The organism is Vibrio kyushuensis (genome assembly GCF_050337325.1).
Lineage (GTDB): Bacteria > Pseudomonadota > Gammaproteobacteria > Enterobacterales > Vibrionaceae > Vibrio > Vibrio kyushuensis.
This window is the reverse complement of the sequence record NZ_JAKJSV010000002.1, coordinates 1,057,157-1,072,008: the sequence shown is the minus strand read 5'-3', so window position 1 is coordinate 1,072,008 and position 14,852 is coordinate 1,057,157. Positions and strand designations below refer to the sequence as shown.

13 protein-coding genes and 1 pseudogene are annotated in these 14,852 nt (G+C 40.6%); 5 read left to right on the top strand and 9 right to left on the bottom strand.

The features are described 5' to 3' along the window. Positions 1-31 precede the first annotated feature (31 nt). Positions 32-1,237: an aromatic amino acid transport family protein gene (locus tag L4D20_RS04710; protein WP_428800390.1), complete on the bottom strand. Its 1,206-nt coding sequence runs from the start codon at positions 1,235-1,237 to the stop codon at positions 32-34. 298 nt (positions 1,238-1,535) lie between these two features. Between L4D20_RS04710 and L4D20_RS04705 the strand changes: the two genes are divergently transcribed. The 5 genes from L4D20_RS04705 (at position 1,536) to phaC (ending at position 7,721) form a co-directional block, all read left to right on the top strand. Continuing rightward, the gene (locus L4D20_RS04705) at positions 1,536-2,795 is read left to right on the top strand and encodes a DEAD/DEAH box helicase (RefSeq protein ID WP_428800389.1); all 1,260 of its coding nucleotides are present in this window, start codon (positions 1,536-1,538) and stop codon (positions 2,793-2,795) included. A gap of 711 nt (positions 2,796-3,506) precedes the next feature. Further along, a complete protein-coding gene (locus tag L4D20_RS04700) occupies positions 3,507-4,247 on the top strand; it encodes an SDR family oxidoreductase (protein ID WP_428800388.1) in 741 nt (246 codons plus the stop codon). Positions 4,248-4,256: 9 nt separating this feature from the next. Further along, complete coding sequence (locus L4D20_RS04695; protein ID WP_428800387.1) at positions 4,257-5,462, top strand: acetyl-CoA C-acetyltransferase; 1,206 nt, start codon at positions 4,257-4,259, stop codon at positions 5,460-5,462. A gap of 39 nt (positions 5,463-5,501) precedes the next feature. Then, the gene (locus L4D20_RS04690) at positions 5,502-5,849 is read left to right on the top strand and encodes a phasin family protein (RefSeq protein WP_428800386.1); all 348 of its coding nucleotides are present in this window, start codon (positions 5,502-5,504) and stop codon (positions 5,847-5,849) included. A gap of 57 nt (positions 5,850-5,906) precedes the next feature. Next, positions 5,907-7,721, top strand: a complete 1,815-nt coding sequence (phaC, locus tag L4D20_RS04685; RefSeq protein WP_428800385.1) for a class I poly(R)-hydroxyalkanoic acid synthase — start codon at positions 5,907-5,909, stop codon at positions 7,719-7,721. Positions 7,722-7,856: 135 nt separating this feature from the next. Here phaC and L4D20_RS04680 read toward each other — a convergent pair. The 8 genes and pseudogenes from L4D20_RS04680 to L4D20_RS04645 form a co-directional block, all read right to left on the bottom strand. Next, a pseudogene (locus L4D20_RS04680) lies at positions 7,857-8,114 on the bottom strand (rhodanese-like domain-containing protein); the annotation flags it as partial. 166 nt (positions 8,115-8,280) lie between these two features. After that, a complete protein-coding gene (locus L4D20_RS04675) occupies positions 8,281-9,366 on the bottom strand; it encodes a hypothetical protein (protein WP_428800384.1) in 1,086 nt (361 codons plus the stop codon). 30 nt (positions 9,367-9,396) lie between these two features. Further along, the gene (locus L4D20_RS04670; RefSeq protein WP_428800383.1) at positions 9,397-10,737 is read right to left on the bottom strand and encodes a hypothetical protein; all 1,341 of its coding nucleotides are present in this window, start codon (positions 10,735-10,737) and stop codon (positions 9,397-9,399) included. After that, positions 10,727-11,440, bottom strand: coding sequence for a tetratricopeptide repeat protein (locus tag L4D20_RS04665; protein ID WP_428800382.1), 714 nt, complete (start codon positions 11,438-11,440; stop codon positions 10,727-10,729). The genes L4D20_RS04670 and L4D20_RS04665 overlap by 11 nt, the downstream gene beginning before the upstream one ends. Further along, the gene (locus L4D20_RS04660; protein ID WP_428800381.1) at positions 11,434-12,393 is read right to left on the bottom strand and encodes a vWA domain-containing protein; all 960 of its coding nucleotides are present in this window, start codon (positions 12,391-12,393) and stop codon (positions 11,434-11,436) included. The genes L4D20_RS04665 and L4D20_RS04660 overlap by 7 nt, the downstream gene beginning before the upstream one ends. Then, positions 12,380-13,375: a VWA domain-containing protein gene (locus tag L4D20_RS04655; RefSeq protein ID WP_428800380.1), complete on the bottom strand. Its 996-nt coding sequence runs from the start codon at positions 13,373-13,375 to the stop codon at positions 12,380-12,382. The genes L4D20_RS04660 and L4D20_RS04655 overlap by 14 nt, the downstream gene beginning before the upstream one ends. After that, positions 13,372-13,893 carry a DUF4381 domain-containing protein gene (locus tag L4D20_RS04650; protein ID WP_428800379.1) on the bottom strand — a complete coding sequence of 174 codons (522 nt, stop codon included), beginning with the start codon at positions 13,891-13,893 and terminating at the stop codon, positions 13,372-13,374. The genes L4D20_RS04655 and L4D20_RS04650 overlap by 4 nt, the downstream gene beginning before the upstream one ends. Then, entirely contained in the window at positions 13,886-14,842 is a 957-nt protein-coding gene (locus tag L4D20_RS04645) for a DUF58 domain-containing protein (RefSeq protein WP_428800378.1), read from the bottom strand. Before L4D20_RS04645 ends, L4D20_RS04650 begins: the two co-directional genes overlap by 8 nt. Between the last annotated feature and the right edge of the window lie 10 nt (positions 14,843-14,852).

Sequence of the window (14,852 nt, the reverse complement as noted above, 5' to 3'; positions counted from 1 at the left end):
ATTATCGAGCTAAAGGGCTGAGCGATTTAAATTAGCCAAGAGCAGGCAATAAACCAACACTGATTGCTAGTTGAGCTGACACAATTAAGACACCAACAGCACTTGTGATGATGAGTGCAGGCTGCCCACCGAAAACTTGGTAATCCGCTTGGTATTCGTCAGATTTCCTAACCTTGTATACCATTAATACAGGAAGGAAAATGGCAAGGATTGCTAGCGCAATAGCAGCGTAACCCAGTGCCATGATAAAGCCCTGAGGATAGAAAAGAGCAAAACCAAGTGGGGGAGTAAAGGTAATCAAAGCTGCAAAGCTTCGGTTAACTTTATTCGTCTTACTTTTTACCGAATCCGCTAGAAACTCAAACAATCCTAGACTTACACCCAGAAAAGAAGTGAGTAGTGCTAGGTCAGCAAAAATACCGACAATTTGGCTGATATTTGATTGCTGTACAGTGATAGCGAGTTCATTGATCAGTGATGATAAACCTGAGTTCTCAATTAGCTGTTCTTGGCTCACTACGCCTAAAGTGACGATTTGCCAAAAGATGTAAATAACTAATGGAATTGAAGAGCCAATAATAATTGCTTTTCGTAGTGATCGTGTGTCGCCGTCTAAATAATTTACGACAGCCGGAATACTTCCGTGGAAGCCAAATGACGTAAAAATCACAGGGATAGCAGCGATTACGAAGCCTTGTTGAATAGGCATGCTGAGCAGGTAGCCTTGGGTAACATTTGGAGCTAAGAAGCTAAGTACGACCACCATGGTGATCAATTTAGTGATAAACAAAACGCGATTTACTTTATCGACGGTACTTGTTCCAAAAGTCACGATTACCGCAACAATCAAGGTAAATAATATAGTCGCTATCTGTGGGTTTATGTCTGAACCTGTCCAAGACGTGATTCGATCTGAGAACTGTGCACCACCACCCGCTATGTATGCCGCACACAATGAATAGAATAAAAACAGCATAGAGAAGCTAGTCAACAACTGACCTTTCTTGCCAAGTATTTGTTTTGCAAGGGTGTGAAGTGTCGCTTTACTATCGGCATGTTGGTGCAATTCAAGCATTAACAATGCGGTAAAAGCCATCAGAAACCATAAACCAAGCATGATCATTAGCGATGTGGAAAATCCTATCCCAGCAGAAGCAATAGGAAGAGCAAGCATTCCAGCACCAATCGTAGTGCCAGCTATAATCAGAGTACTACCAAATATCTTTGAGTTTTTCATGTGTATACTTTTTTGTACGGAGCTGCTCTTGTGGTGTATGTAACTGCACAATTGCTACTTTGTTAGGTTATATGTCTGTTGGGTTTGAATTCTGTAGTATTTGACTTTGGAAGGCAAGCTTTTTGTAACGCAGAATATCCACTCGTGTATACTAATGTTTACGGATTGGTTCTCATGGCTTTTATGGGCTAAATTCCAGAAAACACAATAAACCTGAAACGCCACAACATTCACAATTACCTGCTTTCGTAGGTTTGTTCTGATAGAATCCGCGCGAGTTTAATAGTGGGTACAAAACATGACGCATCCTTTCAAAAATTTAGGTCTTTCATCTTCGCTTGTTGGTGTTGTAGAAAAGCTCGGGTTCAAACAGCCTACCGAGGTACAACAACAAGCCATTCCTCACGTTCTCGCTAAGAAGAATGTATTAGCTGGTGCTCAGACGGGTACGGGAAAAACAGCAGCTTTTGGCTTACCGATTATTCAACGATTTCTCGATAATCCCATGAACAGAGAAATGAATAGCCGTGTTGTTCGCGCATTAGTTCTGGTCCCAACTAGAGAATTAGCTCAGCAGGTTTTTGACAACATAGAAAGTTATGCAATAGATACCGATATTAAAGTCGTGACGGCGTACGGTGGCACGAGCATGAATGTGCAGACTACCAATCTAAAGGGTGGCTCGGATATTCTAGTCGCGACCCCAGGGCGCTTAATAGATCATCTATTTTGCAAAAACATAGTTTTGAGTCAGACAGAGGTACTGGTGCTTGATGAAGCGGACAGAATGTTAGACATGGGCTTTATGCCTGATATTCAGCGGATCCTCAATCGCATGAATGACGAACGTCAAACACTATTCTTTTCCGCAACATTTGATGACAAGATTAAAGCTATCGCACATAAAATGATGGCTGATCCTGTTGAAGTGCAGGTATCACCATCAAATAGCACGGCTGACTCTGTGAAGCAGATGGTGTATCCAGTCGATAAAAAACGTAAAAGTGAACTGTTGGCATTCTTGATTGGTTCAAAAAACTGGCAACAAGTGCTCGTGTTTGTCAAAACAAAGCAGGGTACCGACGCGCTAGTTAAAGAACTCAAGTTAGATGGAATAAAAGCGGCATCAATTCATGGAGATAAAAGTCAGGGTGCGCGTCAGAAAGCGCTAGATGACTTTAAGTCTGGGAAAGTACGCGCTCTTATCGCTACCGATGTAGCAGCCCGTGGTCTAGACATTCAGCAGCTAGAACAGGTCATTAACTATGATCTGCCATACAAAGCTGAAGATTATGTTCACCGCATCGGAAGGACAGGACGCGCGGGTGCAACCGGGTTAGCTGTGTCATTAATGAGCCGCGATGAAGACTACTTACTAAAAGCGGTAGAAGAGCTACTTGATACCCATCTACCACAAGAGTGGTTAGAGGGATTTGAGCCGAGTTTGAATGAGGAAGTTGTTAATGCACATACGCCCAAGAAGCGTGGACGCTCTTCAGAGAAACAAAAAATGAAAGCGAAGATGAAAATACATGCGGGTCGTGGCAAGCGCAAATAGCACATAATTCAAACCTCTACATTCATGGCCAAGAGGTGCTCTTTTGGTCATGAATACTTTTGCTCTCATATTACTCTATTAATTGCTAATACCTCTCACACCCCACCTACTTTGTAATTGATAACCATTTCAATATTTGAATTATTACCAATAGGTAATATTGATAAAATATCCGATCACATAAATATTTTACATATCTATATCGTTATACAATTAAATGACGATATTTAAATTATTACCTTACATATATTTATTGCCCTAAAACGATGCATCTTATTAAAGTTATGAATTAATTTAGTGCACCTTGAAATCAACTTTAAATAATGACATACCTATCAATAATGTGAGCTGGAATTAATAGCTTTGAAATTACATTAAATGTTGCAACGCGTTTGTTACACGACCAATGCCCATTACAAATCAATAACTTAGCAAAAACAATTTCTTGATGATAAGTGTAACAATAGCTTTGATATCAATGACTTATGGCGTTTAACATGCCCTTAACATTTCATCATAAGTGGGATCTTGTTCAACTTTATGGATCTTAAAAAATAAATAGTATTTTATTTGTAATAAAACAGGCTTAGATTAATTAACAGAAAGGTTCTTCAACTAAGAAAGAATCAAAATATTAAACACGTTAGTTGGTGCTATTGCATGCACCATTTGAAATACGCTTATATATTGCTGTTAAGAATGGAGTCCCCAATGAAAAAGCTCGCTTTGATCACCGGATCAAAAGGCGGAATAGGTTCCGCGATCTCTTCTAAACTCGTCGAAGATGGTTTTCGTGTAATTGCTACATATTACACGGGTAATTATGAGTGCGCGTTAGAGTGGTTTACCGAAAAAGGGTTTACTGAAGAAGATGTTCGCTTATTCGAGTTGGACGTTACTAATGCACCGGAGTGTGCAGAACGTTTAAGCCAACTTTTAGAAGAAGAAGGAACCATTGATGTAGTCGTCAACAACGCCGGTATTACTAAAGATGGTCAATTTAAGAAGATGTCTTTGGAAGCATGGCGTGATGTGATCGACACCAATCTAAATAGCCTATTCAATGTGACTCAACCTCTTTTCGCTTCTATGTGTGAGAAAGGTGGCGGTCGTATCGTTAACATCTCTTCTGTAAACGGACTAAAAGGTCAGTTCGGCCAAACAAACTATTCAGCAGCAAAAGCTGGAATGATTGGATTTTCAAAAGCATTAGCCGCTGAAGGTGCTCGTAGTGGTGTGACAGTTAACGTTGTTGCTCCTGGTTATACGGGAACCCCAATGGTTGAACAAATGAGACCTGAAGTCCTTGATTCAATTAAGGCTCAGATTCCAATGAAGCGTTTGGCTACCCCAGAAGAAATAGCAGAATCAGTTAGCTTTTTAGCAAGCGATGCAGCGGCCTACATTACCGGTGAAACATTATCGGTAAATGGCGGATTATACATGCACTAAGGTGAAATGATGGAAAGAGTATTTGTAGTAGCAGCGAAAAGAACCCCCCTCGGCTCATTTGGTGGAAGTCTTAAAGATATAACTGCTGGAAAACTTGCTTCTATAGCAATAAAAGGTGCACTTGAGTCTGGAAACATACAGGCGCAAAACGTTGATGAAGTGATCGTTGGTAACGTTATCAGTGCTGGGCAAGGTATGAGTGTCGGTAGACAAGCTGCGATATATGCTGGAATTCCTGCAAGTGTTCCTGCTTATAGCCTAAATATGGTGTGCGGCAGCGGAATGAAATCTGTTATGGATGCAGTTTCGCATATACGTTCTGGTGATGCCGAAGTTGTGGTAGCGGCAGGCGTAGAGGTAATGTCGCAAATTCCATTTACTGTCCCTGCTTCGGTACGTGATGGTCATAAAATGGGTAACCTAAATTTGACGGATTTACTCATTAACGATGGTTTAACTGATGTATTTAATCAGTATCACATGGGTGTAACCGCTGAGAATGTCGCTAAAGAATGTTCAATTGGTCGCCAGCAGCAAGATGAATTTGCATTGGCAAGCCAACTAAAAGCAGTTGCTGCTATTGAAGGTGGTGTGTTTAAGGATGAAATCGTACCCGTTGATGTAAAAAAACGCAGAGAAACTATCGTTTTTGATACGGACGAATACCCTAAGGCAACAGCCACTCTAAGCGGATTAGAAAAACTTCGTCCAGCTTTTGATAGAGAAGGCAGTGTAACAGCAGGTAACGCATCAGGCATTAACGATGGTGCGAGTGCATTGGTGTTAGCGTCAGAACAAGCAGTAAAAACGTACAACCTTAAACCAATCGCTGAAATCGCAAGTTATGCGCAAACAGGTTTAGACCCAAAATTGATGGGGCTGGGGCCAGTTAAAGCGGTCACAAAAGCGTTGGAAAAAGCACAATTAAGCATTAGTGATATCGATCTCTATGAGCTTAATGAAGCATTTGCGGCTCAAGCGTTGGGCGTTGTGCACTCTTTGGCAAAAGAACATCAAGTTTCGGCATCATCTATTTTAGATAATGCCAACGTAAATGGCGGTGCAATTGCACTTGGTCACCCATTAGGAGCTTCAGGAAATCGTATCCTCGTAACTCTTATACACGAACTAAATAGACGAAGTGGTCAATATGGAGTCGCCTCGCTTTGCGTAGGTGGCGGCATGGGCACGGCTGTCATAGTTAAATCAATCTAGTTGTTAAACGGAATATTCCCTTTATTTAGGAGCAAGACCATGTATACAGATTTTTTCAAATCATTCACAGACCAAACTGAACAGTCTCTACAGCCTTATGTAAAATTCAATAAGCTAGTGACTAAGAATATTGAAGTGTTGACTGAGCTCCAGCTAAACGCAATGCGTACTTATAGCGAAATGGGTATCAGCCAAATGAAAGCTGCAAGTGAAGTTCGCGACGTAACTTCTCTAACAGCATTTAGCGGTCAACAGCTGTCTGCAATGACTAAATTGTCTCAGCAACTGACAGATGACAGCAATAAGATTCAAAATATTGCAAAAGAGTTTAAAGATGACGTTGATCAGATGACTACGGAAAATCTTAAAACTGTAACTCCTGCATAGTACAGCCCTTGCCGCCTTTAATTAGGCGGCTTTTTTCCGAAGATAGGAGTAGAAATCATGTTCCAACACTTCTTTTCGGACTACCTTGTAAAACTCCAAGAAACCAATCAACAGTGGTGGAAGGAGCTTGAAGTCAACAAGGAAGCCGTTAACTCTCCCCTTAATAAGGCGATGCAAGAAGTAAACTTTGAAGATTCAGCAAAGTTCTTTGAGCAAGCTGCGAATCAACCCGCCGCGTTACTTCAGTTGCAAACCCAATGGTGGGAGCAGCAGCTTCAAATTTGGCAAAATGTTGCTTTAGAAGGCAATTCAAAAAGTTTTCTTGAAGCAGAAAAGGGTGATAAGCGCTTTTCTGATGAAGCGTGGAAAAATGATGCCTTTTATAGTTTTATAAAGCAGTCGTACCTGCTTTTTAGCAAAACGTATTTTGATACTGTAAACAGTATTGAAGGCGTTGATGAAAAAACGAAAGAACGCATCATGTTCTTCTCTCGCCAAGCTATAAACGCATTATCTCCAAGCAATTTTATTGCGACCAACCCTGAATTGTTGAAGCTAACACTTGAACAAAATGGTGAAAATCTGCTTAAAGGTTTAGAGCAGCTTAATGAAGACATGGAGTCTAGTGCGGACATTTTAAAAGTTCGTATGACCAATAATAATGCGTTTCGTATTGGTGATGATGTTGCAAATACACCAGGTGACATTGTTTTTCAAAATGAATTGTTCGAACTAATCCAATATAAGCCATTAACTAAGACTGTTAATGCCACGCCTTTGCTGATTGTTCCGCCGTTCATTAATAAATATTACATTTTGGATTTGCGTGAAAAAAATTCCATGATGCGTTGGCTAGTTGAGCAAGGGCATACCGTCTTTATGATGTCATGGCGAAACCCAGGTCAAGAACAGTCGCATGTAGAGTTTGGTGATTACGTTACTGAAGGTGTTGTTAAAGCCGTCTCGGCAATTGAAGAGATCACCGGACAAGAGCAGATTAACGCTGCAGGGTATTGCATCGGTGGTACCGTGTTAGCATCAACCGTTGCTTACTACGCTGCTAAGCGAATGAAAAAACGCATTAAATCTGCGTCATTCTTCACGACATTGTTAGACTTTTCGCAACCAGGCGAAGTCGGGGCGTACATTAATGAAACCATAGTGAGTGCGTTAGAAGCACAGAACAGCGCTAAAGGTTATATGGATGGCCGATCTCTGAGTGTAACGTTCAGTCTATTACGAGAAAACAGTTTGTATTGGAATTACTACGTTGATAATTATCTGAAAGGTAATAGTCCGGTAGATTTCGACCTGTTGTATTGGAACAGTGATAGTACAAATGTTTCAGCGCCATGCCATAACTTCTTGATAAGACAGTGCTATCTTGAAAATAAATTGGTTCAAGATAAAGGTGTGAAAATTGGCGGTGTATGGATAGACCTTAATAAGATAAAGATACCGAGCTACTTTATTTCGACCAAAGAAGATCATATTGCACTTTGGCAGGGGACTTACCGCGGTGCGTTGAAATCTGGAGGTAACAAGACCTTTGTTCTGGGCGAATCAGGTCATATTGCCGGCATCGTTAATCACCCTTCTAGAAACAAATATGGTTACTGGTTGAATGATAATCTAGATGATTCACCAGAAGAGTGGCTATCGAATGCGACACGAACTGAGGGTTCTTGGTGGAATCATTGGAACGAGTGGTTATTGACTTATAACCAGAAAGAACAAGTTGAGCCATACTCACAGGGCTCTGAAAATAACCCTGTTATTTGTACTGCTCCGGGAACATATGTGAGACAAGTGCTTCCGATTGAAGGCAAAGTTGCTAACACTGACGAAGACGTTAAAGTAGAAACGGTTTAATGCATTGTTTCTTTACATCAAAAATGAACACCACTGAGTTACGTAAATTCTGAGTTATGCGAAGAATGTAACGAGCGGTGTTCATTTTTATGTGGCGATTTAAACCGGCCGATTCTAGTTTCATAATCCCTATAGTTATAATTCCGACCCTGTACATGTTTTGAATCCAACAATTAGGTTTATTGTTCTGAAACCATTGTTGACCCATTCTCGAAATGAAACATCACCTTGTAAACCAACTTGGCAGTAGATGATGATCACTTTATCTTTTGGTAACGAACTTGGCTTTTGACGGGGTCGCTCAACCGGAATGTTAATTGCGCCATCAATAAACCCAACATTCTGTAACTCATTATGATTACGAACATCAAGAAGCAGCAAATCATCTGCTATGTCACAATATCATCAATTGCAGGACTCATTATTGAAGTTTCAGGCTTATTCAGGGCTAAAGCCTTACGACCTAATAAATAGAAATGCAATAAAGCTTGCCTCTGGCTTTTACTTGATTATGACCCTCAATATTTTTATGGTGCCATAACAATAATTTTCTTAGCACTTACCGCTGATAAGATATAGCGGCGTTTAAGTAGGTGTTGATGAGTATTTGGCTACGTAGATCTGACTGTAAAACGAGCTTACTTTGTTGATATTGATTGACAAGGTCCCACCTTTTCCAAGTCACTAAATCTTTTGTTATTCGTGTCACTAACTTAGGGTTACGCTTAAGTAAGCGAGAATAAATATCAACTACCTCATCTTGTAGAGCTGGTGTGGCATTAGCGTGAGTAGACAGTGCCAGGATAATTTCTTCTATTTCAACTTCAGTTCGCGTTTGATCCTTTATGTACAGCGAGATAATCTCATCTAAGCCCTGAGTGCTTTTCATTTCGATCCACGCAGTAACAACAGCAGCTAGGTTGCGACTTATCTGGAATTTGTGCTTTGATTGCAATTCATTACTCAACCACTCTTCGTCTTGTTTTTCAGAAGATGAGCCTAATATTAAGGTGGCAAGACCATGCCAATTGGCATAATTGAAGTTATTTAGTGTGTTTCGCATAGTCGGTAGATCTACACTTTGACTTACTTCCATAATCATTTCATAGGGAGCACGAGCAACCTCTAAGTAGGCTAACTCATGTATTCTAAGATCCTGGTTTCCCAGTAATTTGGCAAATACTAATAGCCTGTCGATATCATCTCTTTTATTTGCTATCCAATGTTTATTATCAATGATTTGCTTTACTAACTGCTCGTAGTTCCCTCGTCGAGCAACTCCAAGTGGTAACCAGTCTTGACCATTTTCTCGTTGTATCATCACAATCGTATAATCTGGATCAACTGATATGAAATTACGAAAAGCCAAAGGCACATACTGTTCAATAGCCACAGGTAAATCTTCACCCTTCAATATATTTTTTACGTGAAATAGTCTGTCACTATCAGCGGATGTGCGAACCATAACAACGTTTTCACTTTCAATTAAACGATCTGCTAATGTTTTTTGTAGCATCGGATAGAATAGTTGGCAGGCGTTGGACATGGTGGGGAATAGTAAAACAATGATTAATAGAGGTAATCTATTTAATTGGCTATACGCTCTGTTCTCACATTTACTGTATTTGATTGTTTGATGTTTCACGGATAAACCTCTTGATGATGTATCCATTTGTTATGGATAATTGATGAGTGGTCTATAGAGGTTTTGAACTCTCGTTTTTAACCGTTGCCAATAATTAGGGGGCGATAAATAATTATACATTTGTATCAGGACGTTACGTTGAATATGCGTAGGATTTAGTTCATGGCCAAAGACCACTTTTTGTAAAGATTGTAGTTGGTGTGAAAAGGGAGGCTGAGTTGCAAATTCTTTATCTAAGGATATATGAGCTTCTCTTAAGGTATCAAGTCTTTGATACAAATGAAGAAGAATAGTCATGTGATCATGACGAGAAATCGCTCGAATATATTTCTTCCGGTGTGCTCTCACTTGCTTAAGGTTAATGTACAAATGCTTTAGGTCAGAAAATTTGATTAATAAGAATATAAAAAAAATGGCGAGTACCGTGTAAAAAGAAGAGTATGAGAACAAGTGATGTCGAATGGTATCTATGGCGATGGCAATATGCTGAGGTAATGAGAGCTTAGTATTAATAGTAACCGACTCGAGTGTAATGATGTGCTCTTCGCGTTGAAGAGTATCAAAGTGAGTCCACTGGCGTTTAGGGATTGAGTAATGCCCACTTTTCTCAATGGTATAAATAAATTCTTGCTCTTTGGTCGCAATAAAGCGGTTATTTACTACATGCTCAATAACTGATGGCGAACGCACATACACAGCGAGCCCTGGATATTCTTGCGGTGTGAACGATGGAAGCACCATCGACGGAATACCTACGCTTTGAATCACAAGCTTTTCAGTGATTGCATCGCCTAATTGGTAATGTTCTTTTTTCCCGTCGATTTGACGAGTGATTTTGAGCTCGTTAGCCGCTATCCAGCTTGTGCTGCTGATCAAGGTTGAGGGAGATATAACATTAAACGACACAGGAGAAGTATACAAAGAGCCTTCAATTCGTTGTCGCTCCTCGGTCATAACAGCTACTTTCAGCTCGATGATAGGAATTTCAATAATACCGATTGATTGCGGAGTAATCAGAACACGAATCTGCTGAATTATTCTATAACCTTCGCCGCTACCTTCAGCTCGTACAGAAAATAGTCCATTATGTCGAAATACGCTTGCTTCTGGTAAATAAAAATCTACTAACTCGCTTTTACCAAAAAAGCGTTGAGATGAACTGACCTCGACAATTAACTCAATGGTTTCAGACGCTAATACAGGCTCTTGAACGTTGATGTAGCTGATCACATTAAGCTGGTTTTTATTTTGTAGCTCAGCAATGGTTAACGCTTTGACTATATTAGGAAAAGTGAGTATCACTAACATAAAACCTACTCGACAAATTCTCGTCAGTATAGGGGATATAGAGGCTGAGTATTTATTGTTCATCACTTACCTCATTAGTTGTCGGGGCAAAGCGACTCGGATCGCGATTTTGCAATTGAAACTTAACTTTAAGAAATTGTGCAGGATCTTTTCTTATCTGTTGCATCCATAATTCGTTAAGAGCGGGATCTCGTAAAATAGCATAAGCGCTATATTGCTGCTCTGGTGAAGAGTTGCGAGCACGTTTTTCAGTTCGATTTTTTTGTGATGGGTGAATGTTATCGTCCTGATAGATCTCACCCCTTAGACTGTAAGACTGGCTGATACTTTCTTCAGCAAGAGGTTTGATAATAGCAAGGTTTATATTTGCTCCTGCACCATGCGATATACTGCTGCGCAACAGTTGGTATATCATCGAGGCTTCAGAGTATTGACCATTGTGTGCTAGTGCATTGGCGTAGTTAAATTGAGCAGAGTCATTTGGGACTAATGCAAACAGAGTCGCCGCCTTGTCAAACTCTCCATGAATGTAATGACTTGTCGCTCTCCATGAAGAGTTTTCAAAATGAAGAGAAGCATTAGCGTAATCGCTTTGCCTAAAATGGAAGTAACCTTGTTGATCGGGCGTTAGCCATAAATCTATAAATTTATCAGACGTTGACCATGCCCCGATAAGAAGAACAAAACCGACGATGGAAGCGCCAGTCAGTGGGTGATGAAACACCCAACTTAAACCTCGGTTAAAAAGAGTAACCCAGCTTACCATGTTAAGCTCCAGCCTTTTCTAAACCAATTAAGGGTTAATAACATGAGTAGGAATACAAGATAGTATCCTGAATCCTTCCAAGGTCTTGAATTATGATCACCGCTCAAGAGGTAGTGACTATGTGCACGACGAAGTATCCAATTAACATCAGTTTTGTCTATGGTGCTGGTAAAATAACGTCCCCCTGATTGAACGGCAAATTGCTCTAATTCATCGACAATCAATGGAATGATAGACGAATCTGAAGTCGCGTTCGTCTTACCAATACCTATGACTAGTAATTGATGGGAAGAGTGCTCTAGATATTGTTGAAATACCCCGGTACTTGTTTGTGATACGCCATCAGTAAATAACACAATAGTGGCAGGTGTCTGCTTAGTGGTTAGAAGTTGAGTGAGAACCGGAGGGATAAGGTGCTCTCTTTTTCCGTAGCTCGGCATAATGTCGGCACTTATCGCATCAAGGTAATAAAGAGCCAATTCGGTATCATTTGTCAAAGGTAATACTGTATGGGCTGATCCAGCATAAGCGATTAATGAGACAGAAGCGTTACCCCGCGCTTCTAATAGCTCTGCGACCTTTTGTTTAACCCTGTCTAACCGAGTTGGCTCGACATCGGTTTGTTGCATGGTTAGGCTGACATCTAAGACAATAACCATCGCGGCCTTGTCTTGTGATAATGGAGTGTTTGTCCGAGCCCACGTTGGGCCTGCTAATGCAACAAATAGGATTAAGCCAGTCACTAGGAGTAATTGTACGGGACCGTAAAAAGAGGGCCTATGTGCATTTATGACAAGATGTTCAAGTAAATGCACTTCAATGATTTTTTCCCATTGCACGAGGCGCCGGTGAGTTTTCAGTTGTGTCCAATACAGTAATATTATTACCCCAACCCCGATTAGCCATAATGGGCGTAGAAAGTGAAAAGCAGCGATATTATCAAAGATGTTCATTCTCAGCCCCATGCACTAGGGTTGGGATAGCACACCACAACAACGCAATTAAACAGATAATCGCCCATAACCCAAGGGGGTAATAATAGACAGATTGGCGTGGTCGATAAGAGACTGATTGAAACAGCTCTGGTTCATAGGAATCAATTTGTGCATACGCATTTGATAGTTCTTGGCTACTTTCTGCCAAATAAGATTTACCTCCCGTGATCGCCGCCATTTTTTTCAGGGTGTCTAAGTCTAACGCTTCAATGCCTACTGTTTTTGGGTTACCCATAGCAATGGTATATAACTTGATATTTCGTGCCTTAGCTATCAAAGCAGCCTCTAGAGGAGGGACTTTCGAGCCAGTATCGTTCCCATCAGTAAGTAGTATGATGACTTTATTTTGGGTGTCTGATTGTTGGAATACATCAATGGATAGACCGACAGCATCACCAATTACCGTACTCCCTCCTGCCATGCTGACCTCAGTCTCGTCGAGTAATGCTTGCCAAACTTCAATGTCAGAAGTAAATGGGGTTTGAAGATAAGGTGCATCGCCAAATACGATAAGACCTAATCGGTCACCCTGTCGGTTGCGAGAAAATTCGTTAAGAACTAGTTTTACAGCCTCTAATCGGTCGAGTAATACGCCTGATAAGTTGGTAAAATCTCGGGCTTGCATTGAGCTTGATAAATCGACAATAACCATTAAATCTCTAGCAGACTTGGGGATTACTATTGGTTCGCCAACTCGGATTGGTTTCATGGCAGCAATAACTAAAAACAACCAACCAAGACATAATACGACTGCTTGTAGCTTAGTCCTAGTCACAATAGAGGCTTTTAAGGATGGCTTAGTACCGGTAAGTTCCACCATTTTATTAAAATAGGGAACTTGCAATGCGTCAGTACTTCGTTTGTGTGCAGGCGCGATCCAGCGAGCAAGCAGTGGTAGAAACAATAAAAGAAATGCCCAAGAGTTGTCGAATTCGATCATAGTTCACCCGGGTGTCGCATTATCCACGATCGAGATAACGTAATGAGCTTAGTGCATTCTTCAGGTGACAAGAAGTATGAGGGATTATAAGTCAAGGAATGCAACAGCCCCGTGCATTGTAGGTGAAAAGATTGTTTAGCGAGGCTTTTATCAAGAAAAAGCTCCCACTGTGTACCATAAAGATGAGCTATCGACTTTCTTTGATATGCATTCAGGGCTGTGTATTTAAGTAGCTCTGGGAGCCGTCGTATTGCCAGCCAATCACCGGTGAGTATTCGTTGCTCAATATCATCAACCTCCCTTAACGCGCGGCGTCGATAGCTATTATTCCAATAACGTAAAAATAGACGAACAATGCCAATAGCTAACCACAATATGATGATACTAAATAAAATTTGCCATCCAACGGTTTGTGGCATCAAGCTGATTTGTTCTGGTGTTGTGATTTCAACAAAATCAGGAAACGAGTGATGAGACCAACTTAACGAAATAGGTGAAATCGCTACGTGTTCAGGCATGTATTCCTCCTAACGCTTTAGTCAGTTGCCAAGAGGTGTCTTTATCTGTGCTGATAGAAATTAGTGGTGCTCCAACCTTTTTGAATGCACGTTGCATCACCTCACTTTGATGGATATAGCTTTGTGTAAAGCGATGGCGTAGTTTTTTATCAAATGTAGAAATACTAATTTGCTGAGAACCATCGGTAATGACCATGTTTTTCAATTGAGGAAGATACAGCTCACACTCATCAAAAATGGTGACCCCAATAGTCTCGTTATGCTTACTCAATAGATGAACCCAGTTTGATGATTCATCTGTCCAGCCAAATCCATCACTTATACAAATGATTAATGTATCGCTACGAGCGCAACGATGAGCGACTTTTAAAGCAGTATTGAGTTGCGTTGCTTTAGGAACTTGTCCCACCTGTAATGCATTATTGATGTTTACTATTTGGCTCAATAACCGGATAAGGCTAGCTCGATTTTGTTTAGGGGGGAGGGTGATGATTTTTTTATCATTAAAGATAACAGCCCCGACTTGATCCCCTGCCGCGATGACATTCCATGCCAAGAGCGCCGCAATTTCGGAAGCCACAACAGATTTCATTTTATTCTGACTGGCAAAGAACATAGATATACGCTGATCGATGAGTAAAATAACGTTACGTTGTCGCTCTTCAGTAAAGAGCCGTACATGAGGCTTTTTAGTACGATTAGTTACTTTCCAATCTAAGGTTCTAATGTCATCTCCAGGGTGGTAATGACGAAGCTCTTCAAAGTTTAATCCACGCCCTCTAATTTTAGAGCCATGCCTTCCGTTCAAAGTACTATTGATAGGTTGATTGGGCATTAATGAAAACGCCTTAGCTCTAAATTGTAGTTTAATCAATGTATTGAGGTTTGTGTAAACACGTTCATCTTGTACAGTTAGCGAAGCAGATACTTTCCTAAACAGTGGATACATAGCGTTCACC